This window comes from Bythopirellula superficialaquae (assembly GCF_059632245.1).
This window is the reverse complement of record NZ_CP197426.1, coordinates 801,331-824,926: the sequence shown is the minus strand read 5'-3', so window position 1 is coordinate 824,926 and position 23,596 is coordinate 801,331. Positions and strand designations below refer to the sequence as shown.

Genomic DNA, 23,596 nt, shown 5'->3' with positions numbered 1-23,596 from the left:
CGGAGAGGAAAGGGGCGGCCTAGAATCAGTCCCGCCGACAAAAAAGTTCGCATCGGCGAAATGCCGCATTACTTTTATACTACTCCAAGGCTCCGCGAACGTGGAGTGCCGTCCCCTGCATGCTAAGGGAAGAATCTCGCAACAGATTTGCGAAATAGGACGGATCAGCTTGCAAATTCAGAAACGCCGCTTGGCCATGATTATTCTCCCTTGAAAATCCCACCGAACCCGTCATGAGCCATAACCACTCGCACGCCCCCGCCAACTACGGCCGCGCCTTTCTCATCGGCATCACATTAAACCTGATCTATGTGGTCGTCGAAGCCGGGTTTGGATTCTGGGATAATTCTCTCGCCCTCCTCTCCGATGCTGGACACAACCTCAGCGACATCATCGGTCTGCTGCTCGCCTGGGGTGGCTTTGCCTTGGCGCGGATCGCCCCCAGCCCAGGCCGCACCTATGGTTGGCGCGGTTCGACAATCCTCGCCGCTGTGTTCAATGCCATCCTCCTGCTGCTGGCCATCGGCGCGATTGTTTGGGAAGCGGTCCGTCGCCTGTTTGAACCAAGCGAAATTCCCGGTGCCAGCATGATCGTCGTGGCCGCGATTGGCGTGGTCGTCAACACGCTCACCGCCCTGCTCTTCATGCGTGGTCGCCATCACGACGTCAACATTCGCGGCGCGTTCTTGCACATGGCTGCCGATGCGGGAGTATCGCTCGGCGTTGTGATCGCCGGCATCGTCATTCGTGCTACCGGCTGGCATTGGGTCGATCCAGCCACAAGCATCATGATCGCCGCCGTCATCTTCATCAGCACCTGGGGACTGCTCAAAGAATCGCTCAACCTCGCGATGCACGCCGTTCCCCCCAACATCGATCCCCATGAAGTTCAAAACTATCTCGCTTCCGTCCCCGGCATCACCGAGCTCCACGACCTCCACATCTGGGCCATGAGCACCACCGAAACGGCGCTAACCGTTCACTTAGTCAAACCCACAATCGAAGACGACGATCAACTCCTATGCACTTTGCAAAAGGAACTCCACGACCGCTTCGGCATCGAGCACACCACAATCCAAATCATGCGACAACCCGCCACAATTGCTTGTAGCCTCGCATCCAAACACGACCATCACTAAGATTGGTATCTCTCATGGACGACAGCGAAATTCTCTATACTCCTGATCCCAACGAAGCCCAACTCACTTGGCGGGCCGTCATCGTCGGTTCACTCACGGGCAGCATCGTCGCCTGCACCAATATTTATGTTGGACTTAAAATTGGTTGGGCATTTGGTGCATCCATTATTTCTGCCGTCTTGAGTTATTCGATCTTTGCGGCACTCAACAATCGACTCGGGGTGCTCGAAACCAACATCGCGCAAGCCTCTGGCTCCACGGCCGGATACATGTCAAGTTCAGCGGGACTTCTCGCAGCCATCCCCGCCATGATGCTCTTGGGATATCCCGTTTCTGGTATCTCGATCGTGCTGTGGGGGACCGTGGTGACCTTGTTGGGAATTTTCTTCGCCGTGCCGCTACGTCGCCAATTTGTCGAGATCGAAAAACTGCGCTTCCCCGACGGTACTGCCACGGCGGAAACGATTCTTGCCATGGCGTCTGATGCTGGCGATGCCTTGATCAAGTCGCGTGTACTGCTCGGATCAGCGCTCGCAGCCGGGGCCTTCACGCTGGCATCCCACTTTAACGAGCACATCATGTCACCCCCGCTGGCGGAATGGTTTGGCATTGGCGCACTGGCCACGGCGGCCATGTGGGGATTCAAAGTCACGTTGGGCCCATCACTCATCGGCGCTGGCATGATTATGAGCTCACGCGTAGTCTGGTCACTCGTTGCCGGTGCCGTCACCGGTTGGGGAATCCTCGGGCCGCTGGCTCAAAGCAAAGGTTGGGCCCCGGGCGCGGTCATGAGTTTTGCCGATGGCCCGCGCGGCTGGATCCTCTGGACCGGCGTGGCCGTCTTGGTTAGTGAATCGTTAACAGCCTTGGCACTCTCCTGGCGAACCTTTGTCAAGACTTTAACAACGCCTACAACCCTCGGCGAAGATGATAGTGCAGACCCCGAAGCCATTCCCAACAGTTGGTGGATCGGCGGCATACTGATTGCCTCGCCGATTCTCATGGTGATTGCCGACTACTTTTTTAATATCCCTTGGTATCTGACCGCGATTGCGATTCCCATGTCGGCGGTCCTTGCAACGGTGGGTGTGCGCTCGGTGGGCGAAACGAACGTCAATCCCGTCGGTGGACTCGGCAAAGTGACTCAATTGGTCTACGGCGGCATCGCGCCGGGGCAAATGTCGACCAATCTCATGGCTGCCGCCATCACCGCCGGGGGTGCCAGTCAGGCTGCCGACATGATGCAAGACCTCAAGACCGGCTACTTGCTTGGAGCATCTCCGCGCAAACTGTTCATCGCTCAACTCGGCGGAGTTGTGGCAGGGGTGATCTTTGTCGTTCCGGTTTTTCAAGTTCTTACCAATGCCTGGGGACTTGGCAGTGAAAAACTTCCCGCACCTGCGGCCTTTGCTTGGAAAGCCATGGCCGAAGTACTTGCCGATGGCCTGGACTCTTTGCCTCGCCACGCAACCACCGCTGCTGCCATCGCCGCCCTCTTCGGGGCCGCTCTTCCTTGCTTGCGCCGTTTTCCCCGCGTGAAACCATTTGTTCCCAGCGGATTGGCTTTCGGCATCGGTTTTATCACGCTCCCCGAGCATGCCCTCTGTATGTTCTATGGGCTTCTTATTTTGTATGCTTGGCAACTTTTCAATTCGAAATCCGCTGAGAAACTTAGCTTTGCCGTGGCGTCTGGTTTTATTGCCGGTGAAGGCCTCATGGGAATTGTCAACGCGATACTCACCATTGCCCAGGATCAATTACAAGCACAATAAGAATATGACCTCCGTCATCACCAAAACCGTCTTGCTGCTGATCGCGTCCAACGTCTTCATGACGTTCGCCTGGTACGCGCATCTCAAGGAACTCAATCACAAGCCGTGGTATATCGCGGCGATTCTGAGTTGGGGCGTCGCGCTGTTTGAATACTTGCTTCAAGTCCCCGCCAACCGCATCGGTTACACGATGCTCGATTTGCCCAAGCTGAAGATCATGCAAGAAGTGATCACGCTCGCCGTCTTCGTGCCATTTTCAATTTGGTACATGAAGCAGCCGATCAAACTCGACTTCCTCTGGGCCGGCCTCTGCCTCTGCGGCGCAGTGTTCTTCATCTTTAGAAAGTAGTGCCCCGCTCTATTCACACCGGCCCCCGCACATGCGGCCGCACCTTATCCCAATAAAACTTGGTCAACTTCTCCCGCAACGTCAGATCAAGCGCCGCCGTCTGGCTCGCCCCCGCATTCTCGGCCACCTGCTCTGGCCGTGTCGTCCCCGCGATGATCGTGCTCACCGCGGGATGATCCAAAATCCAGCGCAACGCGAAGTGTCCCAACGGCATCTCAGCCGGTGCCATCGCTTTCAATTCTTCAACGAGCGCAACACCCTTTTCAAACGGCAGGCCCGAGAATGTCTCACCGACATTGAAACGCTGCCCATCACGATTGTGATTGCGATGATCTTCCGCCGCGAACTGCCGCTCGACCGTCATCTTCCCGCCCAACAATCCGCTCGCCAGCGGCAACCGCACGATGATCCCTACATTGGCTGCTTGCGCCGCGGGCAACAACTCTTCGACGGCATCCTGCCGCAGCAAACTGAAAATGATTTGCAACGTCGCCAAACCCGGCTGCTTCAAGCAATACATAGCTTCTTCGACGGTTTCGACACTCGCTCCGTAATGCCGTATCAATCCTTCACTTTTAAACGCTTCGAGCCAACCAAAGATTTCCCCCGTCTTGAGCAAATCAAACGGCACGCAATGCAACTGCACCAGATCGAGCGAGTTCCCACCGATACGTTCCAAGGAACCCACCAAACTCGCCCGCACGCGGTCCGCAGAATACTTGTTCGGATAAAGATCGCCGCTCCGCCCCACTTTCGTCACGATCGTGGGTCGTTCCTTCCCCGTCGCATCGCAATTCTTGAGGCACCACTTACCGATCCGCGTTTCACTCAACCCCGCGCCATAAACGTCGGCCGTATCCCAAAAGTCAATCCCCTGCCGCGCTGCTTCATCGAGAATCTCTTCGGCACGCTCATCAGAAATCGCACCGAAGTCGCCCCCCAACTGCCAGCAACCCAGCCCAATCTCCGAAACACGACAACCAGTCTTCCCCAAAGTACGATACTGCATTCCAATCCTCCCCGCCGCTCGCGGCTTAGCGCTCCGGAAACAAGGATCTATGCAAAGCTTCTGCCGGATGCAGCGCCCGTCGCCCCGTGCCATGTTTAATCTGCTGCCGGCAACTCACCCCCGCGGCCACAATGGTTGTCTCTTCACCGACCGCCCGCACCGCCGGCAACAACCGGCGTTCTCCCATCGCCAGCGACACATCGTAATGCTCCGCTTCGTAGCCAAACGACCCCGCCATGCCGCAGCAGCCCGAATCCACTTCCTGCACCTCGCCCCCCACCGCCGCTAACGTTCGCTTGGAAGGCCCCGTCCCCACGAGTGCCTTCTGATGACAATGCCCATGCAGCAAAACTTTGCCCAGCGCTTGCTGAATGTTGAGATTCAACGTCCCTTCGTCGGCCAGCTTCGCGATAAATTCTTCAAACAAGAACGAATGCTCGGCAATCTTCGCTACCCGCGTTTCCTCAGGAAGCAATGTGAACAATTCATCGCGTAACGTGAGCAAGCAACTCGGCTCGAGCCCGACGATCGGAATCCCCTGCTCTGCAAATGGAAAAAGCTTCTCCACGCAATCCCGCGCCGAGGCCCGTGCCTGATCGACAAAGCCTTTGGAAATCGCGGGGCGTCCACAGCAATAATGCCCCGGCAAGACGACGTCATACCCCGCCGCTTCCAGCACTTCCGTCGCCGCAATGCTCACCTCGGGATAGTTATATGTATTGAACGTGTCGTTAAACAGCACGACCTGCTTACCGGTTTGTGTTGGCTTCGGCCGCTTAGCAAACCACACCGTAAACGGCTCCCGCGCAAATTGCGGCAACTGCCTCTGCACGCTGATTCCGACCGTCTTCTCCAAAACAACTTTCACCAACCGATTCGAAAGTATCGCATTCACCACCGGCGCAAGCGCCCCCGAACACCAACGGCTTGCCCGCGCGATATCCACCATCATCCGCGCCCGCAGCGGCTTGCCATTCTGCTCGTAGTAATGCGCCAAGAATTCAAACTTGATCTTGGCCATATCGACCGACGAAGGGCACTCGCTCTTGCAAGCTTTGCACTCGATGCACAAATCAAGCGCGTCATACAATCGTTCACTCGTGAACGATCCCGGTGGCAAAATCCCCGACATCGCTGCCCGCAGCAAATTCGCCCGCCCCCGCGTGCTGTGCTCCTCTTCCTGCGTCACCATAAAGCTGGGGCACATCGTTCCCACGGTTAGCTTCCGGCAAATCCCCGCGCCATTGCACATTTCAACCGCGCTGGCCAAACCCTGATTCGCCGAGAAGTCGATGTGTACTTTAATAGGTTCAACTTCATACTGATCGTCATACCGCAAATGGTCCGTCATCGCGGGGCCATCGACGATGTTCCCAGGATTCATAATGTTCTGCGGATCGAAAATTCGCTTCACTTGGCGATGTAAGCCGTAAAGCTCCGGCCCAAAGAATCGCTCGTTGAGCCACGTTCGTGTTCGGCCCGCGCCATGTTCGCTCGACAACACACCGTCGTAACCATTCAGCAGTTCCACCGAGAACTCCGCGATCCGCGGCAGCTTGGCGATGTCCTCGGCCATTTTGGTGTTCATCAACGGCTTGATGTGCAAACAACCCGCGCTCGCATGCGCGTAGTAAGCGACCTGCGTACCGATGTCGTTGCAGAACTCTTCGACCTTCGTCACATAATCCGCCAAATGCTCCACTGGCACGGCCGCATCTTCAATGAAAGGAATCGGCTTGTGATCCCCCTTGATGCTCATCAACAGGCCCAAGCCCGCCTTCCGCACGACCCACACATCTTCCTGTTGCAGCGGAGTCTTCGCCTCGGTGATCGCGCTGAACGGCACGCCTTGCGCGTTTAAGTGATCGCGCAATCTTTTGAACTTTGCCGTCAACTCGGAATCACTATCCCCCGTAAATTCCGTGATCAACACGCAATTCGGAAAGCCCTCAATAAAATTCCGCAATCGATACGCATAACCCGGCACATCACGACACAGCGTGATCCCCAAATGATCGAGCAACTCCACCGCCGTGGGGCCAACCTCCAAAATCGTCGCGACCGAACTCAGCGCCGTGTACAGCTTCTCGAAATGCACGATCGCCAATGTCGACAACTTCGGCTTGCGCACCAAGTTGAGTTTCAACTCGTGCATCACGCCGAGCGTTCCTTCGCTGCCACACATCAACTTCGCGAGATTGAATCGCGCATCGGGCGGAAACGCATAAGTCGTTCCAGCCGGATCCAAGCGATCCAAGTTGTAACCACCGCATCGCCGCCAATGCCGTGGCGTGTGTTCGCGAATAACTTTCTTATTCGTCTCGTTCGTGATGAGTCCTACTAACTCACGATAGACTTGCCCTTCAAAACCCGATAACTTGCACTTCGCCGCCAGTACATCTTTCTCGACCGCCGAAAAACTTGCGCGGCTGCCGTCTGCCAAGAACACATCCGTTCCCAGCACGTGATCCGCCGTCATACCATAAACAATCGAGTGGCTCCCCGTGGAATTGTTCGCAACGATTCCCCCCATCCCCGCGCGATTGCTGCTCGCGGGGTCGGGGCCGAATTGCCAATCCAGCGGCCGCAAATGAATGTTCAGCTGATCCAGCACAACGCCCGGCTGCACGCGAACCCAATGCTCTTCGACGTTGACTTCCAGCACCTCATTCAGATGCCGATTCAAATCAAAGATGACCGCTTCACCGACCGTCTGCCCCGCTAGGCTGCTTCCCCCGGTGCGCGGCAAAATCGGCACGCCATACTTCGCGGCCAGTTCCACCCCTGCGTGCAACTCTTCCACGTTCTTGGGAAGCACCACCGCATAGGGCATCACCTGATAGATGCTCGAATCCGTGCTGTACAACACGCGATTGATGCTATCGGTCCGGATATCACCGCCGGTGCGTTTCCCCAGTTCCGCTAAATAGTCTCGCACCTTTTCAGGCAGCGGTGTGATCTGGGGGCGACTCGAAGCGACGGCGACACTCATGCAGAATACCCAAAACGATATCTAGGCCGAGAAACTTAGAAGTTGTTACGCATCCTAAAGCTTGACCGCTCAACACTCAACGCACATCGCGAAGATTGCAAATCACACTGAACCGCCAAGGACGCCAAGATCGCCAAAAAAATCTGCAAACCACGAATCCTACAAATTTCACAAATAATACCTTTCGTGTTTTTCGTGATGTTTCGTGGTTAATAAATCTTCCTCGGCGCACTTGGCGTCCTTGGCGGTTCAAATCCGCGACTTTTCTGACCCCTACCTGGAAGTGTGGCGCGAACCTTTCTTCAGTTTGTTAAGTCTTCTGAAAACCGCAAGCCGAAGTGGCTTATTCGGTGTCTTTCCCCATGCTGATCGTCTACAATTTGCGATCCCCAATCCCGCTAATGCGCATGCCTACTTATCAGGTGACGAATGGACTCGGCAAGCAGTCAACTGGCCAGCAACGAATCATCCTGGTGGCACCGACCCAGCGGTGGACGTGAAGTCCTGCAGGTCGCGTTTCCGCTGGTCATCTCCACGCTGTCGTGGACCGTGATGACCTACGTCGACCGCATGTTTCTCGCTTGGTATTCCCCCACGGCACTAGCGGCCTCCTTCTCCGCGGCGATTGTTTGGTTCGACGTCTTCTGCGTCTTCATCGGCATCTGTAGCTACGTCGCGACATTTGTCTCGCAATACCACGGCGATGAACAACCCGAACGCATCGGGCCCGTCGTCGCGCAAGGCAACTGGTTGGCCCTACTTTCGATTCCGCTCGCACTCGCGGCCTATCCTCTGGCGACATTTTTGTTTACTCATGCCGGTCATAGTCCCGCTGTCACCGAGCAAGAAATTCTCTATTTTCAGATTTTGTGCTTTGCCGGTCCGCCAATGGTGATCGCCCAGTCGCAGTCCTGTTTCTACAGCGGGCGCGGCATGACCTGGGTCGTCATGATCATCGATGTGTTCTCAGTGGTCGTCAATCTCGCTTTCGACTATGCCCTCATCTTCGGCAATTGGGGTTTCCCTAAAATGGGAATCGCCGGCGCCGGTTGGGCCACCGTGATCGGTTTCTGGACCAAGCCGATCATCTATTGGTGGCTCCTGCGTCAACCGACCCATCGCCAAACCTTTCGCACCGATGTTTGGAAGCTCGACATCCCCTTACTGCGCCGCCTTGTTTACTACGGCGGGCCAGGCGGTCTGCAGATGTTGCTCGACGTCACCGGCTTCACGGTCTTTGTCCTACTCGTTGGCCGACTCGGAGATATGGAAGCGCAAGCCACTTCGATGGCCTTCAGCATTAATACCGTTTCGTTTATGCCCGTGTGGGGTCTCGGCATTGCCGCCAGCATTCTCGTCGGCCAGCGATTAGGCGAAAACCGCGACGACCTCGCCTCTCGCGCCACATGGACGACCTATCAAATCGGCATTGCCTACATGGCCTCTATCACACTGCTGTATGTCGTCTGGCCGAATCTGTTTCTGCAGGCCTTCGTCGACGACAAACTCGATCCCGATTATCTCGCCCAACTGCAACACATGGCACTCATGCTGCTGTACTTTGTTGCCGCCTACAATCTCTTTGACGCGACGCAAATTATTTTTGTGTCGGCACTCAAGGGTTCGGGCGACACCAGATTCATCATGTATATGAGTCTTACCATGGCTACGGTCTTGGGTGTGATGAGCTATCTGGCGGTCGAAGTTTTCCACTTCGATGTCTACGGCTGCTGGGTGTTGATCGTGGTCTGGCTCATCGTGATGGCCGCCGCCTACTTCTGGCGGTTCATGACCGGCAAGTGGCGGCACATGCGCGTCATCGAGCAGGTGCATCATTCCCAAGGTGCCACCTGCGACGAAGAATCGGTCGTCGGCGAACCAGTTGCTTGCAGCGAAACGTGATTTCCAGGGCTAAAATTCACTTTTCGCTTTCGCCGCGAATTGTGTATGCTCCGGAAGTCTCGTCCGCTCACTCCTCCTCTCGCTACGAGGTTTCCATGCATACTTTCACGCGCACATTTCTTGCCATTCTGATTGTCGTTTGTGGTTCAGCACTGCAAGCGCAACCGACCGCGCTCACGGTAACAATCTCTGACATGCACCTCTGTTGCAAAGGCTGCACGGCCGCCGTCGAAAAATCCGTCGCCAAAATCCCCGGCGTCAAATGCACGGCCAGCAAAGAAGACCACACGGCACTCATCACCGCCAGCAATCCCAAGGTATTGCAAGAAGCGCTCGACGCGATCGCCGCCGCAGGCTTCTACGGCACGGTCGACAACAATGAAGTCGAATTCAAACCGATCACCTTCAAAGAAGGCAACGTACAGAAACTCGAAGTCGCCCACATCCACAATTGCTGCATGGGCTGCACCGACGCCATCAAAGCCGCCATCGAACCCATCACCGGTGTGAAGTCGAACACCATCAAGAACAAGCAAACGTCGTTCGTCGTCGAAGGCGACTTCTCTCCCGACGAAGTCGTCAAAGCCATCCAAGCCGCCGGCTTCTACCCCACGCTCAAAACAAAAAAATAGGCGGCGAGCGGGGGACGTAAGTCCCCTGCAACAAGCGCTACAACAACCCCTACGAACAGCCCTACATCACAACAACCGCCAATAGCCGGAGGGCCACGCCCTCCGGGCCCAAGGGATTAGGTTCTGTTTTGACCCAACCATTCCTCGTGTTACACTTGGAACAGAGGAGTGAATAACTATGACAATTCAACTGCCGAATGATCTTGAAGAGCGTATCAACCAACGGCTCCAAAACGAAACGGGCGCGACAGTCAGCGATGTCTTGCGCAATGCCTTGGATGCTTTAGACTCTCAAGATCAAGAATACCTCGCCATTAAGGAAGGGTTCGACGATCTAGAAAACGGTCGGATTGTCTCACTAAGAGAGTTTGATCGAGATTTTCGTTCACGATTCAAAATCATAATGACCGCCCAATAGCCGGAGGGCCACGCCCTCCGGGTTCCCGGACCGTGGCGGTCCGGCTAGCTAACTCTACCGCCTTGTGCCAACTCAAGCACTGCGCCAATTGTTTCGATATCGCGGTGTTTCGCTTGTCACCCTTGCACCTCATCCGCCAAGGGTATGCCAAATGCTAAACCTGCAAAGACTATCGATATAATAGATAGTGTCGCAAGAATCACGTAAGAGTAATTGCGAATTCTCAGGTTCTTTATCAACAGTCTTGCTGCAATTACGCCGAACGGTAGCACCAAGAGCACAAATGGCGTAGAACGATTCAAGAACAGGATCGTCAATTGCGAGATATCGACTGTGAAGTCGGCAAATAGTGCCCGCAATGAATCCTGTGTCAGCTTCAAGCCGATTGGCAAAAGACTTGTCAGCGCAAGTGTCGAATATAGACTCGCGGAGTTATTCGTCGCAAAATCATCTAATGTTTGCTGTGTCATCAAATTCTCCTGCATGTTGTCAGGCAATTTAACCCCGATCCCCATACCCCGCCGGATGCGCCTTATGCCAACCCCAGGCGCTCTTCACGATCCCCTCTATCTCGCGGTACTTCGGCTGCCAACCTAGCACTTCATTCGCCAAGCTCGCGTCGGCCACCAACACCGGCGGATCCCCTTCACGCCGTGGTGCCATCTCCGCGGGAATCGCATGCCCCGTCACGCGCCGGCCAGCTTCGATCACGTCCAGCACGCTCGCTCCGTTGCCTGTCCCCAGGTTGAGCTTTAACTCGCTCCCCGCTTGCAGCTTTTCCAGCGCCGCCAAATGGGCCGTCGCCAAATCGTCCACGTGAATGTAATCGCGAATGCACGTTCCGTCGGGCGTAGGATAATCGTCGCCGTAAACGCGAATGCTCTCGCGCTTACCTAGGGCGACTTCGAGCACCAACGGAATCAAATGCGTTTCGGGATCATGATCTTCGCCGATCGTGCCATCCGCCGCCGCACCTGAAGCGTTGAAGTACCGCAGCGCTGCGTAACCCCAACCATACGCACGCGCGTAATCCGCGAGCGCTCGTTCAATCACCAGCTTGGTGAATCCATACGGATTAATCGGCGCTTGCTTCTCCGCTTCAGTGATCGGCACGATGTCGGGCACGCCGTAGGTCGCACACGTGCTGGAGAACACAATCCGCTTCACGTCGGCATGCCGCATTGCTTCCAACAACGACAGCGTCCCCACAACATTGTTGTGGTAGTATTCTGCCGGATTGGTGACCGACACACCCACATAGCACGACGCGGCAAAGTGCATCACCGCTTCAATCTTTTTCTCTTTGAGCGTGGCCGTCAGTTTGTCCTGATCGTGCAGATCCCCCTCAACGAGCCGCTCCGCCGGCACTGCCGCTCGATGACCTTCCGAGAGATTGTCATAAATCCAAATGTCGTGCCCCCGCGCCAGCAGCAACTTCGCCGCGTGCGAACCGACATACCCTGCCCCGCCTGATAGCAATACTTTCATTCTGATCTGATACTCCGTGAGAATTGTCTAAGACCTATTTTTACCACAGAGAACACCGAGATCACAGAGTCGACAAACAATCTCAAAAACGCTCTGTGGGCTCTGGGCCCTCTGTGGCTAATCACGTCTTGCGCTGTATAAACAACACCATGAGTGACCAGATTAATGAATCCACTGAAAAAATTCGTAAACCGCCGCTCCGCTGCCGCTTTCACGGCAAGCTGGCCAACTGGCTCCGCGCCAGCGGTGGCAGCCTCGCGATCACGACTTACACTTCGGGCAAGCTCGTGTTCGTCGGTTGCGAAAACGGACAGATCAAATTCCACTCTCACAAGCTCACCCGACCCATGGGCATGGCCGTCAATGGCGAGCGATTGGCTATCGCCGTTCGCGAGCAGATTCTCACCTACAAACTCGCCGACGACGGCATCACCTTCGCGCCGCAACGCGCTTATCAAACCGGCAAAGTCAACGCCCACGATCTCGCCTTCGGCCGTCGCGGACTTTATTTCGTCAACACTCGCTTCAATGCCCTAGCCCGCGTCTCGGAAACGAAACGTTTTGTCCATTGCTGGTTACCACCTTTTATCACAACGATCGTCGCCCAAGATCGCTGTCACCTAAATGGTCTCGGCCTCGCAAGTGGCAAACCGACGCTCGCCACCGCCTTTTGTGAAACCGACGAGCGCAATGATTGGCGCAAAGAAGACCGTTTCACCTCGGGCGTGCTGATCGATATCCCCAAACGCGAAATCGTCGCCCGCGGTTTGTGCATGCCCCACTCACCCCGACGTTATCGCGGCCAGTGGTGGCTCTGCAACTCGGGGCACGGATCACTCTCGAAGTTCGACCCGACGACCGGTCAATGCGCGGAATTCTGTTCGCTCCCTGGCTTCACCCGCGGCCTCGATTTCGTTGGCCAGCACGCCCTCGTGGGCCTATCCAAGATTCGCCCCAAACATATTCTCGACGCCCCGCCCGTCCGGGAGCGCCACGAAAATCTGATCGCCGGCGTCGCCCTAGTGAATCTCGCCACCGGCAAACAAGAAGGCCTGTTAGAATTCACTTCCGGCGGCAGCGAAGTCTTCGAAGTCACATTCCTACGCAACATCAAAACCCCCAAGTTAGCCGGCAGCGTCCCGCTGCCGTGAGAGCCATAAATCCGCGCTGCGACTACAGCCCCCGCGGCGTCTCCACGGCAATCTTCTCCAGCGCATCGAGATTCTCGTCGACATAACGAAAGAGCCCGAACATGACAGCAAAGCCCACCAGTCCTACGCCGCTCACAACTTTCAACGCCCAACGATGATCGGCGGCCGTGTCCGACAGTGTGACCAGCAACATGCCCAGCATCGGCACTGCAGCCGATAGCGCCAGATGCAGCAGATTGAGCTTGCGCAGCTTTTTGAGGTCGTGCCAGCGCGGCCCTGCGACAATCCCATTGCGTACCAGAGCGGGAAAGTAAATGCGCACGGCGAGCGCCGTCAGTAGGAAGTAGGGCGACACCGCCGCCGCGATGCCACACAGCGCCAACGACAAAAAGAAATGCGAATAGAAAGTTACCATTCCCTCGATGGGTTCGCGAAGATTCATCAGCAAGGGAAAAAGCAACCCAGATAAACTCCACAACACGAGCGTCAGCCGCGAGATAAACCAGCCAAAAAACAACACATGTTGGCCACCTTGCACGGAGAGTGTTGGCTTCTCACGATCGAGTTGTTTAGCAACTCGCTTGACAGCCCAGATGCCCACAATGGCACCAAGCGGATAGACAATCCAATTGATCCATAATTGCACTTCTTCGAACCACGGCCAGAGAGTGGCAAAATCTTCCTCAATTCGGTGTCGGTTGTATTCTAGATTGAATATTCCAGCAAAAATATTGGGCAGCAGCCCAGCAACGACCACCGTCACAATCGGCCAAGCCAACATGAACCGCGTCACCAAGCTTCGTGGCTCTTGCAATAACGTCCACGTCTGAGGGTTCAAGCACAACCGCAAGGCCTGCGCCACCTCCGCCGCCGTTTGAAAACGCTCGCTCCGTCGCGACGCCAAACATTTCACCAGCACCTGCCGCAACGATTCCGGACAATCGCTCGGCAGCGCTCGGCACAAATCGTTGAAATCCACATAATGCCGCCGGTCGATCATCCGTTGAATCTGCGCGAGCGATCCCCCTTCGCTCGGCCCGTCGTCGAACGGCCGCAAACCGCATAACAGCTCCCACAACACGATCCCCAAGGAGTAAACGTCGCTTTGATCGCGCACCAATTGCGGCGAGCCCCCCAGCACGGGATGACACGCCTGCAATTGCTCCGGCGACATATAAGCCAGCGAACCCCCAAACGTATCCGCCGGATCTTCATCCGCCCGGCCACCGTTGTAGCTCACATTGAAATCCGCCAGCTTCGGCAAGCCCTCGGTCGAGAGCAACACGTTCGCCGGTTTGATATCCCGATGCAAAACTCCGCGCGAATGCGCGTAAGCCAAACCTTCGGCCAGTTGAGCCCCCAACCGGCAAATCACCAGCGGCCATTTCGTTTCCGCGAGCCAATGACGATGCGTCGAACCTTCGGGCCGCGCGGCACCGCTGGCCCCCAAATGTTCGTCGACCACGTCCAAGAGCAACTGCCCCGTCCGCTGCTTCTGCGGCGTACTCCGCACGCGCTTCACCACGTCGAACAGTGTCCCCCCCGGCACGACTTCCATATACAACAGTCGCGCCGGCGGCTCACCGCTCACCCGTTGATCGAACACCCGCACGACGTGCGAATGATCAAGCTGCGCAAGCGTCTGCGGTTCACTCCCCGTGTGTCGCGAAATCTTGAGCGCGACCAACCGCTCCATCGAAATCTGCCGCGCGAGAAACACCTGCGCGAACGCCCCGTGTCCCAACTCGTTCAAAAGTTGAAAATCATCGATCGTTTGCCCGGCTTCAAAATTCAGCTCGATCTCTTCAAACTTCGACGGCACGCTCGCCTTGCCGCTACTTCCCTCAGCTGCCGCGCCGCTGCGTTTCGTCGACGCACCGTAATACGTGCAAGTCGGCGAACCACTCACCGCCATCCCGCCGACAATCTCGCACAGCGCGGTCGCCTGTTTTGGAAACCGCCGACGAATCTCCTCCTCCGTCACGCGGTCCCCCGCTTGCATTCGCACCTGCAACTCTTCGTGAATCAAATCCACGGGCAGCATCGAGAGCGGCCCCAGCGACGGATGATCGGCCACATACTCTTCCACCCTGCGCGGCGAACGGCCATACTGCCAGCGATACTCTAAATCAACTTTCACCAGCTCGGGCAGCGCGAATTTGGCGAACTCCGCATCCCCCTTGGGCAAAAAATCACCAAGCCGTGGCTCGGTCCGCGAACCCGCGAAATGCGATTCCCAAGCCCCCGAAAGCGCGTCAATCGCCGTGGCGATCCGATCCCACCGTCGCTCTTCGAGTTGAGCCGCCTCGCCCGCGGAGGATTCTCCCTGGGAAGCGTCGCTCAGTTGGCTAGAATGATCGCTGGACATATAGAAGAACTAATTACCACAAAGTCACTAAGGACACAAAGATAAAGTCGAGGATAACTAGATTCGCATTATAAAACGGATCAGAGTTTGCCGAGTTTTCATGACTTGAGTTCCCTTAGTGTGCTTTGTGTCTTTGTGGTAAATCTCTGGAATTCCCATGCACGACCATGATACAAAAATCCTGGCTGGCCTGCGAACGGGCGACGAAGCCGCGCTTGTTGAGTTTTTGAAAACCAACGAAGGCGCTCTGCTGGCGTTCATTCGCAGCCGCATCGGCACGCAATTGCAGCGCAAGCTCGAGCCCGAGGATGTCCTCCAAGAAGCCAGTATGGAAGCGGTCCGCACGCTCCCCCAAACCGACCTGACGAGTTGGGACCCGCTGAATTGGTTGTTCCAAATCTGCGAACGGAAAATCATCGACGCCCACCGCCGCTACTTTGCCAGCCAAAAGCGTGACGCCAGCCGCGAGGCCGTCATCCCCGACGGCAGCGCCGCGGCAGGATTGGCCAACTTGCTCGCCGCCAGCATGACCAGCCCCAGCGACGCCTTCTCCCGCGATCAACGCCAGCTCCGCATGCTCGCCGCGCTCGACACGCTCCCCGAAGATCAGCGCGAAGCTCTCCGCCTCCGCTATCTCGTGGGGCTTTCGTCGAAAGAAATCTCCAAAAAAATCGGCAAGACCGACGGCGCCACCCGCGTGATGATCTCCCGCGCGCTCGCAAGACTACACGAAATGCTAGCGGAGTAAACCAATCTTCACCACAAAGGACACGAAGGGCACAAAGGATTGTGAAAAGAAATCTCGTGATTCCTCGTGTCCTTCGTGCCTTTGTGGTTACTTCTTAATTTTCCTGAACCCTTTTCTCCCGCCCGCGGCACTTAGATTGGCATGTCCGCACTCCTTCGCGAGCCATCGACGATGAAGCCCAACGCCATGGATTTGGCCGAGCTGGTTCGCCAGCATCAAGCCGACGTTTGGCGGTACTTGCGCTACCTGGGTGCTTCGGCCAGCGATGCCGACGACCTCACGCAGGAAACCTTCCTCGCCCTGGCCCGTTCGGAATTTGCGGAGCAAGGTCCCCGGCAAACAAACGCGTACTTGCGCACGATTGCCAGGAACCAACTGTTGATGGCCCGTCGCCGCGAAGGCCGCGAGATCAGCACCGTGGAGCTCGCCGCCGCCGAAGAAGTTTGGAGCGCAAGTCTCATGGCCGACAACTCGGCCGGATTCCTCGCGGCGCTCGCCGATTGTTTGCAGCAACTCGAAGGGCGAGCGCGGCAAGCCATCGACGGGTTTTATCGCGACCGCCTCAGCCGCGAAGAACTCGCGGCCAAGCTCGACATGAAACCCGACGGCATAAAAACCATGCTCCGCCGCACCCGCGAAGTATTACGCCACTGCATCGAGAAAAAAACAAGTTAGCCGGCATCGTCCCGATGCCGTGAAGGCCTCAATCATGAACAACCACCCCCCCACCGACCACCCCGACGCCCTCCTCGACCGCGGCCTCGCCGAACTGTTGGGCGGCGAAACACCCCCCGATCTCTCCGAACGCATCCTCGCGGCCGCGAATGCGTTACCGTCGCCAACCCTTACTTTAGCCCAATCGAATGCAGTCAACAAAAAGCAGCGCGAATGGAAATCGCTTGCCATTCTGTGTGCTTCCCTAGCAGTTATCGGAACGACAGTTGGTTTATTATTGCCTCCTGTTCATGTTGCTCGGCAAAGTGGCCGTTCTAGTGAAGTCGCAAAACTTGAGAAACCCATCACTGAGCAATCTCAACAAACCCGGCGCAATGAAGAACTCATAACCGCCAAGCCACCCGCCCTCAGCACGACCGCGAAAGAACAAAGTCGCGAAAAATCTGGCATCGATACCGGCATCGGCCTCCGCGGCTTGATCAACGACGCAGAGTCGCCCAAGACTGGTGAAGAACTCATGATGACCGTCACCCCGCACATCATCATTGAGGAAGGAGAAGAAGAAGAACGCCTCGGCATTCCCACAGAAGAACAATCCGAACGACCCGGTATCGCTGGCGAACAAGGCCAAGAGGGTGCAGGCGAACAAAGCGAAAGTCAGTCCCAGCCATTCGCCCCAAGCTCAAACATGGGCCTCAAGGGTCTCATCAACGACGCTTATGCTGTGGAAGGTGTCGGCCATGCACAAGCCGGCACACCTATCGCTTTACCCGATGTCCTCCATCAGCAAGGAGAGAAACTTTTCCGCCGCTCTGCTTCTGAAACGCAATCTCAACACTACTACTCTGACGTTGATGTGGAACTTGCCCGACAGAATCGCGGCGAAGAACTACGAGGCCGCAGCCAACGCTTTCGTATCGATGCCAGACCGGGTATTCAAGCTGGCGATCACTTCGCCATCACTCAGACTACACCGACAGAAGCAGAAACATTTTCTTTCAGTCTCGGTTTTGAGCGCAACACTCCTCCCTCCCGTGACCAGTACACCCCCATTCACGAGAATCCTTTCATCAAAGCCGACGGCCCCGATGCGGTGAGCACCTTCTCTATCGACGTCGATACCGCCAGCTACGCCAACGTCCGCCAGTTTCTTGAATCGGGCCGACTCCCCCCCGCCGATGCCGTGCGGATCGAGGAGCTCGTCAACTACTTCGATTACGACTACGCTGGCCCCACCGACACAGAATCTACCGACAACCGGCCCTTCGCTGCGCACATGGAAGTGGCGGAGTGCCCCTGGAACAAAGACCATCGCCTGGCACGCATCGCGATCAAAGGCAAAGAAATCGCTCGCGACGAGCGGCCCCAATCGAATCTCGTGTTCCTCGTCGACGTCTCGGGCTCGATGAACGATCCCAACAAGTTGCCGCTGTTGGTCGAAGGGATGAAGATGCTCACTCGCGAGTTGGGCGAGAACGACCGCGTGGCGATTGTCGTCTACGCTTCGAGCGAAGGGATGGCCCTTCCCAGCACTCGCGGCGACGAGCAGGAAACGATCCTCGCCGCGCTCGATCAGCTTCGTGCCGGGGGCTCGACCGCCGGAGGGGCGGGCATCAATCTCGCCTACCAGGTGGCCCTCGATAATTTCATCGCAGGGGGCACTAACCGCGTCATCCTCTGCACCGACGGCGATTTCAACGTCGGCGTCACCGACACGGCCCAGCTCGAACAGCTCGCCATCGAAAAAGCCAAGACCGGCGTCTTTCTCACCGTCCTCGGCTTTGGCCGCGGCAATCTCAACGACGCGATGATGGAAGGGATCAGCGGCAAAGGCAACGGTAACTACCACTACGTCGACAATCTGACCGAAGCTCGCAAGGTACTCGTCGAAGAAATGGCCGGCACGCTCGTGACGATCGCCAAGGACGTGAAGATTCAGGTCGAGTTCAATCCCGCGCAAGTCGCCGGCTATCGATTAATCGGTTACGAAAATCGGCTGCTCAAAACCGAGGATTTCAACGACGACAAAAAAGACGCCGGCGAAATCGGCGCGGGTCACACCGTCACCGCGTTGTACGAAATCATCCCCGCGGGCCAAGAAGTCACACCGCCAAGTGTTGATCCCCTGAAATACCAACAGCCGCTCCCCGGCTTAGCGGACGAAACCACCAAGAGCGCTAAGCCGCAAGCGGCGAGTGACGAGCTCCTCACATTAAAACTTCGCTACAAACTCCCCGAGGCCAGCCAAAGCACGAAGCTCGAATTCCCGATCACCGATTCGGGCGAATCGTTTGCCGACGCCACCGACGATTTCCAATTCGCCGCCTTGGTGGCCAGCTTCGGCATGCTCCTGCGTCATTCGCAATATCAAGGAGAAACCTCGTTCGACGCGGTCCAAGAAATCGCCCAAGCCTCACTCGGCAACGACCCCCACAACTACCGCAGTGAGTTTTTGGACTTGGTACGCATCGCGAAAGAATTAACCACGAATCGGCACGAATCACACGAATAAAAGAATGTGATTCATACGTTAGCCGGCATCGTCCCGATGCCGAGTAAAGAATCTTTTTCGTGTAGTTCGTGTCTTTCGTGGTTCAAATAATCCTTCAATCTGAAGCTATTAGTGTCTCACGTAGCGGTCAAGGAATTTTTCCTGTGACTGGCTATCGCCGATGATCATGAGCTTCGCGCCCGGATCGAGCACGGTGGCAGGATCGGGATTGATTGTCAGGCCCGCGGGGCCATCGATCGCTACCACATTACAATCCGTGGTTTTGCGAATCGCCGTTTCGCCCAACGTGCGGCCAGCCAGGGCAGCAGGGATATCCACCGTGAACACGTCGAGCCCTTCGGCCAGGAGCAAAATGTTCGTCCGCTTGAGCATGTTGAAAATCGCGTTGGCCCCCATCGACGCGTAGGAAAGCACAAAGTCGGCCCCCGCGCGATGCAGCGTGCTGATATTTCGTTCCTTGGTCGAACGGCTAATGATCTGAATATCGGGTCGCAACCGACGGCAATAGAGCGTCAGATAGACGTTCATGTCGTCGTCGTGCGTGGTGACGGCCACGACCGCCGTCTTCATCAACCCCGCTTTGGTGAGCATTTCGGCATCCGACGCATCTCCAACGAGGAAGTGGGGTTGATTGAGTGCCCGCTCGGGATTCTTCTCGACGATCACATATTCGACCCCCTGATCGGTGAGCGCCTTAGCCATCGCGCGACCGACGCGGCCACCTCCTAAAATTAATACCGGCGCATCCGAGGAATGATAGATACAGAACAACGAATCGTATTCATCGAGTTGGGCGCGGGTCCCCGCTAGCAACAAAATTGTGGTCTCGGTGATGATCGTATCGGGACCCGAAGTGAAAAACTGCCCTCGTTGCCACACGCCGACCACGTTGACGTTCGCGTGGCTGGGAAGTTGAATGTCGCGGAGCGTACGGCCCACCAGCGGAGTTCCCGCCGCGCTCGCCTCGGCAATGAGCAGTTCGTTGAACCGGCCGATGACGTGCGTCTTGGCATCGCGGCCAATGGCCCGGCGCGCCATGGCTTGGCCCAACAAGTCCGAGAGTTGCAGCACGGCATTGCAGCCGGCGAGTTGGAGATTGTCGACCGAACCCTCATCGGTGCAGGTGGCAATGATCGGCGTTTCGGGAGCCACCTCACGCACCGTGAACACCACGTTTGTGTTCACCACGTCGGTGTGAGTTGCGGCAACCAACGCTGCGTCGGCAGCCCGGGCGTTGACATAGGTTTGGGGATCATCCAAGTATCCGACCATCACTTCCAGATCGAGATCACGCAGCCGCAGCGCCTCGGCCACTTCGTCCACAAGAATCGCGTAAGGATAGCCGTACTGCCTGAGACGCCGCACGAGGGCACCTTCCACGGGGCCGTAGTTCGTTAGGATCACGTGCCCCGTCGTCGAGCTGGGTAGACTTCGCGGCGCGAGCGCGGCATTCTGCGATTCAATCCAGGGCGCGTAGAAGAATTGGATAAACGTAAACGGCAGCAATATCAGCATGAAGATCGTGCCACTCAAAAGCACAACGATCGAAAACAGCCTGCCGAGATCCGAATTGAACGTGATGTCGCCGAATCCCAAAGTCGACATCACCGTCAGAGTCCAATAGAACCCCGTGACCCAAGAGTATTCGTGGCCTTCCCAAGCCATGATGTAATGAAACACAATGCTGAACAAAGTGACCAATCCCGAAAGATACAGGAGGAATTTTCCCAAAGCCTTGAGATTGCGTCTCCCCGAGGAGTGCTGAAATTGACTGATGACGATCGTGGGAAGAATTTTCATGACTTAAGCAGCATACCGATCAGATGATGAGAGAATGGCTCGAAACTACCCATGTTTAACAGAATCCAACTTCTTAAATCTAGCATCTTACTTTCCTACGCACCCGGCCAAAATTACCACTCAAAATGGCCGCCTGCCTCGGGTAGAATGCGTGAAGAGCTATTAGCCGTTAGCTATTAGCTTTTTGAAATCTGAATTGTCAGATCAAGATCTGACTGTGAACCACGAATCACACGAATAAAAGAATGTGATTCATACGTTAGCCGGCATCGTCCCGATGCCGCTCGCGGCTTAGCGCCCCCCACACAACCTAAAGCCTCAAAAACATCTCCATCCGACCCAACTCCTCCTCCAAGGCCACCCTAAACTCGCGCGATGCAGGCTTCTTGAGAACGTACCCAATGTCCGATTCCAACTTTCCATTCTCGACCTTCATATTTCCCCAACCGATCACACGGTCGCCCCACAACAGCGGGAGTGCGTAGTGACCCATCGCGCGTTTCGCCGGTGAAACATAGGCTTCAAACTTATAGCTCCAACCATGCAGATGTTCGAACCGCCTCCGGTCCCACACCACCGGATCAAAAGGCGAGAGAAAACGAACCTGACGCTCTCCCTCGATTTTTCGCGATCTCTCGTCCAACCAATAATAGCGCAGCCCATCTACGACGGTCGACCGCATATGTCCTTTTTGTGCTTTGAAGGCGCTGCGAATCTCGCTCGCCAGATGCGGCGCGCCATAACGAGAAAGCGAAATCAAATAGCCCAATGAACTTTCGGGGATCGGTGAGTAGATATGCAGAATCTGGTGCAGCAACGTCGAAACGGCTTCAGCGGGGTCGATGTTCTCTGATGACACACTTTCCAAATGAGTGGCGGCCTCATAAAGCTTGATTCCGTTGTCGCGTTTGGCGACTCTTAAAAAACCTCGATAATGCAAGCCCTCAAGGGCGCGGGTCGTGGCTTGCGAACCACCTCCCCAGTAATTGCCAACGGTTTGTTTCCCAAATTCGACTTGCGCTTCTTTGGGATGGGTCACGCCCCGGCTTCTCACAAACTCCAACACGCGTTCACTTAGCCCCGGTGCCTGACGTTCGATCAACAACTTGCCTTTGTGTTCCCGAGGATAGAAATGTCGCTGCAAGTCGCGGGACATAAATCCATAGTTCACAAAACGGTCCTCTTCGATCTTCAAACGGGGATACTGCTTCTCCAAGTCCCCCGCGAAGTAGTTCCTCACGCGAAGCCGCAAAAACAAATCCTGTGCCCGCGCCGGCGCGCGAATCGGATCCGCCTGAACAAATCCAAAATGCTCGATGGCTTTCGTGATTGACGAGAAACCGATCAAAGAGCGGGCTACCGAGAGTTTGCGAATCTGGTCTTTAGTCACGAGGGGCTAAGCCTGATGGAGATGTCAAACCAACAAATTGTGATCAGCGAACGTAGACCCATTTTGCAGGTTTACCAGTAGAGTGAAAGCGAAGCACTATCGAATTAAATTTTCATCACTCATTTCGCTGGAGACTGTCGTTTCCTTGACTCCTCGACAACTGCCCCATGCTTCTCCAGCAGTATTTCTTTGAACAAATTGAAATCTTCCTGATCAAGCGCGACGATAATTTGAGTATATTTCGACTTAAGTACAATTTTGTCGGACATTTCGTAGAAGTCGATTTTAAAAGTGCTTTGTTGCCACCGCTGAAAGACCCAGCCCCAGACGCTTGACCACACAGTCCCTTCGGACCTCAGTTCGACGGTCGCAAAAATAAAATGTGACACGCAATTGGCAGCGAAAAATGTAATCAGGATTATTATTATCCCCGCCGAGCCTGGATCGCGTAGAAACGTCTTGGCCAGCAGATAACAAGTGACGTATAGACCTGTTGATAGAAATTTCTGCAGGGCCCAACTGACTAAGGATATCTCTCCGCGCAGCCGCAATAGTAGACGACCTCCTCGCTGTATGTCGACAACATATGCAATCACATTCGACGCTAACCCGGCAACAATTGAAATAAGAAGATTTCTGCGGTCGTAATGGAAACTACTCTCTTCAAACTCCTGAATGAGCAACCCAATCGCACCAAGACAAAGGCTCAGCGTCGTCAAAAGAATCAACAATGCTCGCAAGCCAAATTGCCTCTTACCTACTGTCTTTCCCCGGACGTGCTGCAATTTATCCATGAGCAGTATTTTAATTCGACTCCTCTTGGTCGCCACCCGGCCAAAAATCACCTCTCAAAATGGCCACCACCTTCGGGTATAATGCATGTAAAGCTATCAGCCGTTAGCTTTTAGATATCCGAACTATCAGATCAAGATTTGATTGTGAACCACGAAAGACACGAAAAACCAGGCGAGCCAGCAGCGTGAGCGCCTGGTGTCAGATTAATTAACCACGAATCAAACGAATAGCACGAATAGGATTACCAGACTTCAAACCCTAAAAGCGAGGCAAACTAGATTCTTTCCGCCTCCGGCGGACCTAGGCTCTCTCAGAATGACCGACAACAAATAAATTCTTCGTGTAGTTCGTGTTTTTCGTGGTTTCAAATTTTCTTCACTTTTTGAATCACGAATACACCCCGACAAGTTGGAAGAGTTGGACAACTTGGAAGTCTTGAAATGAGAAAAAGATACT

At 55.6% G+C, this 23,596-nt stretch carries 18 protein-coding genes; 10 read left to right on the top strand and 8 right to left on the bottom strand.

What is annotated here, in order from left to right:
• The first annotated feature begins 233 nt into the window (after positions 1–233).
• From SH678x_RS03445 to SH678x_RS03435, 3 genes are read left to right on the top strand one after another with little or no spacing between them, the layout of a single operon-like run.
• On the top strand, positions 234–1,139 hold the full coding sequence (locus tag SH678x_RS03445) for a cation diffusion facilitator family transporter (protein ID WP_496921485.1): 906 nt from the start codon (positions 234–236) through the stop codon (positions 1,137–1,139).
• Positions 1,140–1,153: 14 nt separating this feature from the next.
• Entirely contained in the window at positions 1,154–2,911 is a 1,758-nt protein-coding gene (locus SH678x_RS03440) for an OPT family oligopeptide transporter (RefSeq protein ID WP_496921484.1), read from the top strand.
• A 4-nt stretch (positions 2,912–2,915) separates the two neighbouring features.
• Positions 2,916–3,260, top strand: a complete 345-nt coding sequence (locus SH678x_RS03435; RefSeq protein WP_496921483.1) for a DMT family protein — start codon at positions 2,916–2,918, stop codon at positions 3,258–3,260.
• Between the two features lie 13 nt (positions 3,261–3,273).
• Here the strand turns inward: SH678x_RS03435 and SH678x_RS03430 are convergent, their stop codons facing one another.
• Together SH678x_RS03430 and SH678x_RS03425 are read right to left on the bottom strand one after the other, a co-directional pair.
• Entirely contained in the window at positions 3,274–4,269 is a 996-nt protein-coding gene (locus tag SH678x_RS03430) for an aldo/keto reductase (protein WP_496921482.1), read from the bottom strand.
• Positions 4,270–4,294: 25 nt separating this feature from the next.
• Positions 4,295–7,261, bottom strand: a complete 2,967-nt coding sequence (locus tag SH678x_RS03425) for an FAD-binding and (Fe-S)-binding domain-containing protein (protein ID WP_496921481.1) — start codon at positions 7,259–7,261, stop codon at positions 4,295–4,297.
• 429 nt (positions 7,262–7,690) lie between these two features.
• On the opposite strand from SH678x_RS03425, the gene SH678x_RS03420 reads away from it, so the two are divergent.
• The 3 genes from SH678x_RS03420 to SH678x_RS03410 all read left to right on the top strand — a co-directional run bounded on the left by SH678x_RS03420 (position 7,691) and on the right by SH678x_RS03410 (position 10,213).
• Entirely contained in the window at positions 7,691–9,163 is a 1,473-nt protein-coding gene (locus SH678x_RS03420) for an MATE family efflux transporter (protein ID WP_496921480.1), read from the top strand.
• Positions 9,164–9,258: 95 nt separating this feature from the next.
• Complete coding sequence (locus SH678x_RS03415; protein WP_496921479.1) at positions 9,259–9,795, top strand: cation transporter; 537 nt, start codon at positions 9,259–9,261, stop codon at positions 9,793–9,795.
• A 178-nt stretch (positions 9,796–9,973) separates the two neighbouring features.
• Positions 9,974–10,213 (top strand): YlcI/YnfO family protein, encoded by a 240-nt coding sequence (locus SH678x_RS03410; protein ID WP_496921478.1) that lies wholly within the window; start codon positions 9,974–9,976, stop codon positions 10,211–10,213.
• Positions 10,214–10,329: 116 nt separating this feature from the next.
• Here SH678x_RS03410 and SH678x_RS03405 read toward each other — a convergent pair whose 3' ends face one another.
• Together SH678x_RS03405 and galE are read right to left on the bottom strand one after the other, a co-directional pair.
• Positions 10,330–10,683 (bottom strand): hypothetical protein, encoded by a 354-nt coding sequence (locus SH678x_RS03405; protein ID WP_496921477.1) that lies wholly within the window; start codon positions 10,681–10,683, stop codon positions 10,330–10,332.
• 28 nt (positions 10,684–10,711) lie between these two features.
• The gene (gene galE / locus SH678x_RS03400; protein ID WP_496921476.1) at positions 10,712–11,701 is read right to left on the bottom strand and encodes a UDP-glucose 4-epimerase GalE; all 990 of its coding nucleotides are present in this window, start codon (positions 11,699–11,701) and stop codon (positions 10,712–10,714) included.
• Between the two features lie 149 nt (positions 11,702–11,850).
• Here galE and SH678x_RS03395 point away from each other — a divergent pair, with 149 nt between their 5' ends.
• Positions 11,851–12,852, top strand: coding sequence for a TIGR03032 family protein (locus SH678x_RS03395; protein ID WP_496921475.1), 1,002 nt, complete (start codon positions 11,851–11,853; stop codon positions 12,850–12,852).
• Positions 12,853–12,874: 22 nt separating this feature from the next.
• Here SH678x_RS03395 and SH678x_RS03390 read toward each other — a convergent pair whose 3' ends face one another.
• A complete protein-coding gene (locus SH678x_RS03390) occupies positions 12,875–15,220 on the bottom strand; it encodes a serine/threonine-protein kinase (protein WP_496921474.1) in 2,346 nt (781 codons plus the stop codon).
• Positions 15,221–15,377: 157 nt separating this feature from the next.
• On the opposite strand from SH678x_RS03390, the gene SH678x_RS03385 reads away from it, so the two are divergent.
• The 3 genes from SH678x_RS03385 (at position 15,378) to SH678x_RS03375 (ending at position 19,155) form a co-directional block, all read left to right on the top strand.
• A complete protein-coding gene (locus tag SH678x_RS03385; RefSeq protein ID WP_496921473.1) occupies positions 15,378–15,968 on the top strand; it encodes a sigma-70 family RNA polymerase sigma factor in 591 nt (196 codons plus the stop codon).
• A gap of 141 nt (positions 15,969–16,109) precedes the next feature.
• The gene (locus SH678x_RS03380; protein ID WP_496921472.1) at positions 16,110–16,643 is read left to right on the top strand and encodes an RNA polymerase sigma factor; all 534 of its coding nucleotides are present in this window, start codon (positions 16,110–16,112) and stop codon (positions 16,641–16,643) included.
• 34 nt (positions 16,644–16,677) lie between these two features.
• Complete coding sequence (locus tag SH678x_RS03375) at positions 16,678–19,155, top strand: vWA domain-containing protein (protein WP_496921471.1); 2,478 nt, start codon at positions 16,678–16,680, stop codon at positions 19,153–19,155.
• 108 nt (positions 19,156–19,263) lie between these two features.
• On the opposite strand, the gene SH678x_RS03370 is transcribed toward SH678x_RS03375, so the two are convergent.
• The 3 genes from SH678x_RS03370 to SH678x_RS03360 form a co-directional block, all read right to left on the bottom strand.
• Positions 19,264–20,955, bottom strand: a complete 1,692-nt coding sequence (locus SH678x_RS03370; RefSeq protein WP_496921470.1) for a potassium channel family protein — start codon at positions 20,953–20,955, stop codon at positions 19,264–19,266.
• Positions 20,956–21,265: 310 nt separating this feature from the next.
• Entirely contained in the window at positions 21,266–22,345 is a 1,080-nt protein-coding gene (locus tag SH678x_RS03365) for a winged helix DNA-binding domain-containing protein (protein ID WP_496921469.1), read from the bottom strand.
• Positions 22,346–22,464: 119 nt separating this feature from the next.
• Positions 22,465–23,139, bottom strand: coding sequence for a hypothetical protein (locus SH678x_RS03360; protein ID WP_496921468.1), 675 nt, complete (start codon positions 23,137–23,139; stop codon positions 22,465–22,467).
• Positions 23,140–23,596 lie beyond the last annotated feature (457 nt).

Excerpts from the sequence above, each read along its gene's own strand:
- SH678x_RS03445 (WP_496921485.1), top strand. The coding sequence starts at position 234 with ATGAGCCATAACCACTCGCACGCCCCCGCCAACTACGGCCGCGCCTTT.
- SH678x_RS03440 (WP_496921484.1), top strand. The coding sequence starts at position 1,154 with ATGGACGACAGCGAAATTCTCTATACTCCTGATCCCAACGAAGCCCAA.
- SH678x_RS03435 (WP_496921483.1), top strand. The coding sequence starts at position 2,916 with ATGACCTCCGTCATCACCAAAACCGTCTTGCTGCTGATCGCGTCCAAC.
- SH678x_RS03430 (WP_496921482.1), bottom strand. The coding sequence starts at position 4,269 with ATGCAGTATCGTACTTTGGGGAAGACTGGTTGTCGTGTTTCGGAGATT.
- SH678x_RS03425 (WP_496921481.1), bottom strand. The coding sequence starts at position 7,261 with ATGAGTGTCGCCGTCGCTTCGAGTCGCCCCCAGATCACACCGCTGCCT.
- SH678x_RS03420 (WP_496921480.1), top strand. The coding sequence starts at position 7,691 with ATGGACTCGGCAAGCAGTCAACTGGCCAGCAACGAATCATCCTGGTGG.
- SH678x_RS03415 (WP_496921479.1), top strand. The coding sequence starts at position 9,259 with ATGCATACTTTCACGCGCACATTTCTTGCCATTCTGATTGTCGTTTGT.
- SH678x_RS03410 (WP_496921478.1), top strand. The coding sequence starts at position 9,974 with ATGACAATTCAACTGCCGAATGATCTTGAAGAGCGTATCAACCAACGG.
- SH678x_RS03405 (WP_496921477.1), bottom strand. The coding sequence starts at position 10,683 with ATGACACAGCAAACATTAGATGATTTTGCGACGAATAACTCCGCGAGT.
- galE (WP_496921476.1), bottom strand. The coding sequence starts at position 11,701 with ATGAAAGTATTGCTATCAGGCGGGGCAGGGTATGTCGGTTCGCACGCG.
- SH678x_RS03395 (WP_496921475.1), top strand. The coding sequence starts at position 11,851 with ATGAGTGACCAGATTAATGAATCCACTGAAAAAATTCGTAAACCGCCG.
- SH678x_RS03390 (WP_496921474.1), bottom strand. The coding sequence starts at position 15,220 with ATGTCCAGCGATCATTCTAGCCAACTGAGCGACGCTTCCCAGGGAGAA.
- SH678x_RS03385 (WP_496921473.1), top strand. The coding sequence starts at position 15,378 with ATGCACGACCATGATACAAAAATCCTGGCTGGCCTGCGAACGGGCGAC.
- SH678x_RS03380 (WP_496921472.1), top strand. The coding sequence starts at position 16,110 with ATGTCCGCACTCCTTCGCGAGCCATCGACGATGAAGCCCAACGCCATG.
- SH678x_RS03375 (WP_496921471.1), top strand. The coding sequence starts at position 16,678 with ATGAACAACCACCCCCCCACCGACCACCCCGACGCCCTCCTCGACCGC.
- SH678x_RS03370 (WP_496921470.1), bottom strand. The coding sequence starts at position 20,955 with ATGAAAATTCTTCCCACGATCGTCATCAGTCAATTTCAGCACTCCTCG.
- SH678x_RS03360 (WP_496921468.1), bottom strand. The coding sequence starts at position 23,139 with ATGGATAAATTGCAGCACGTCCGGGGAAAGACAGTAGGTAAGAGGCAA.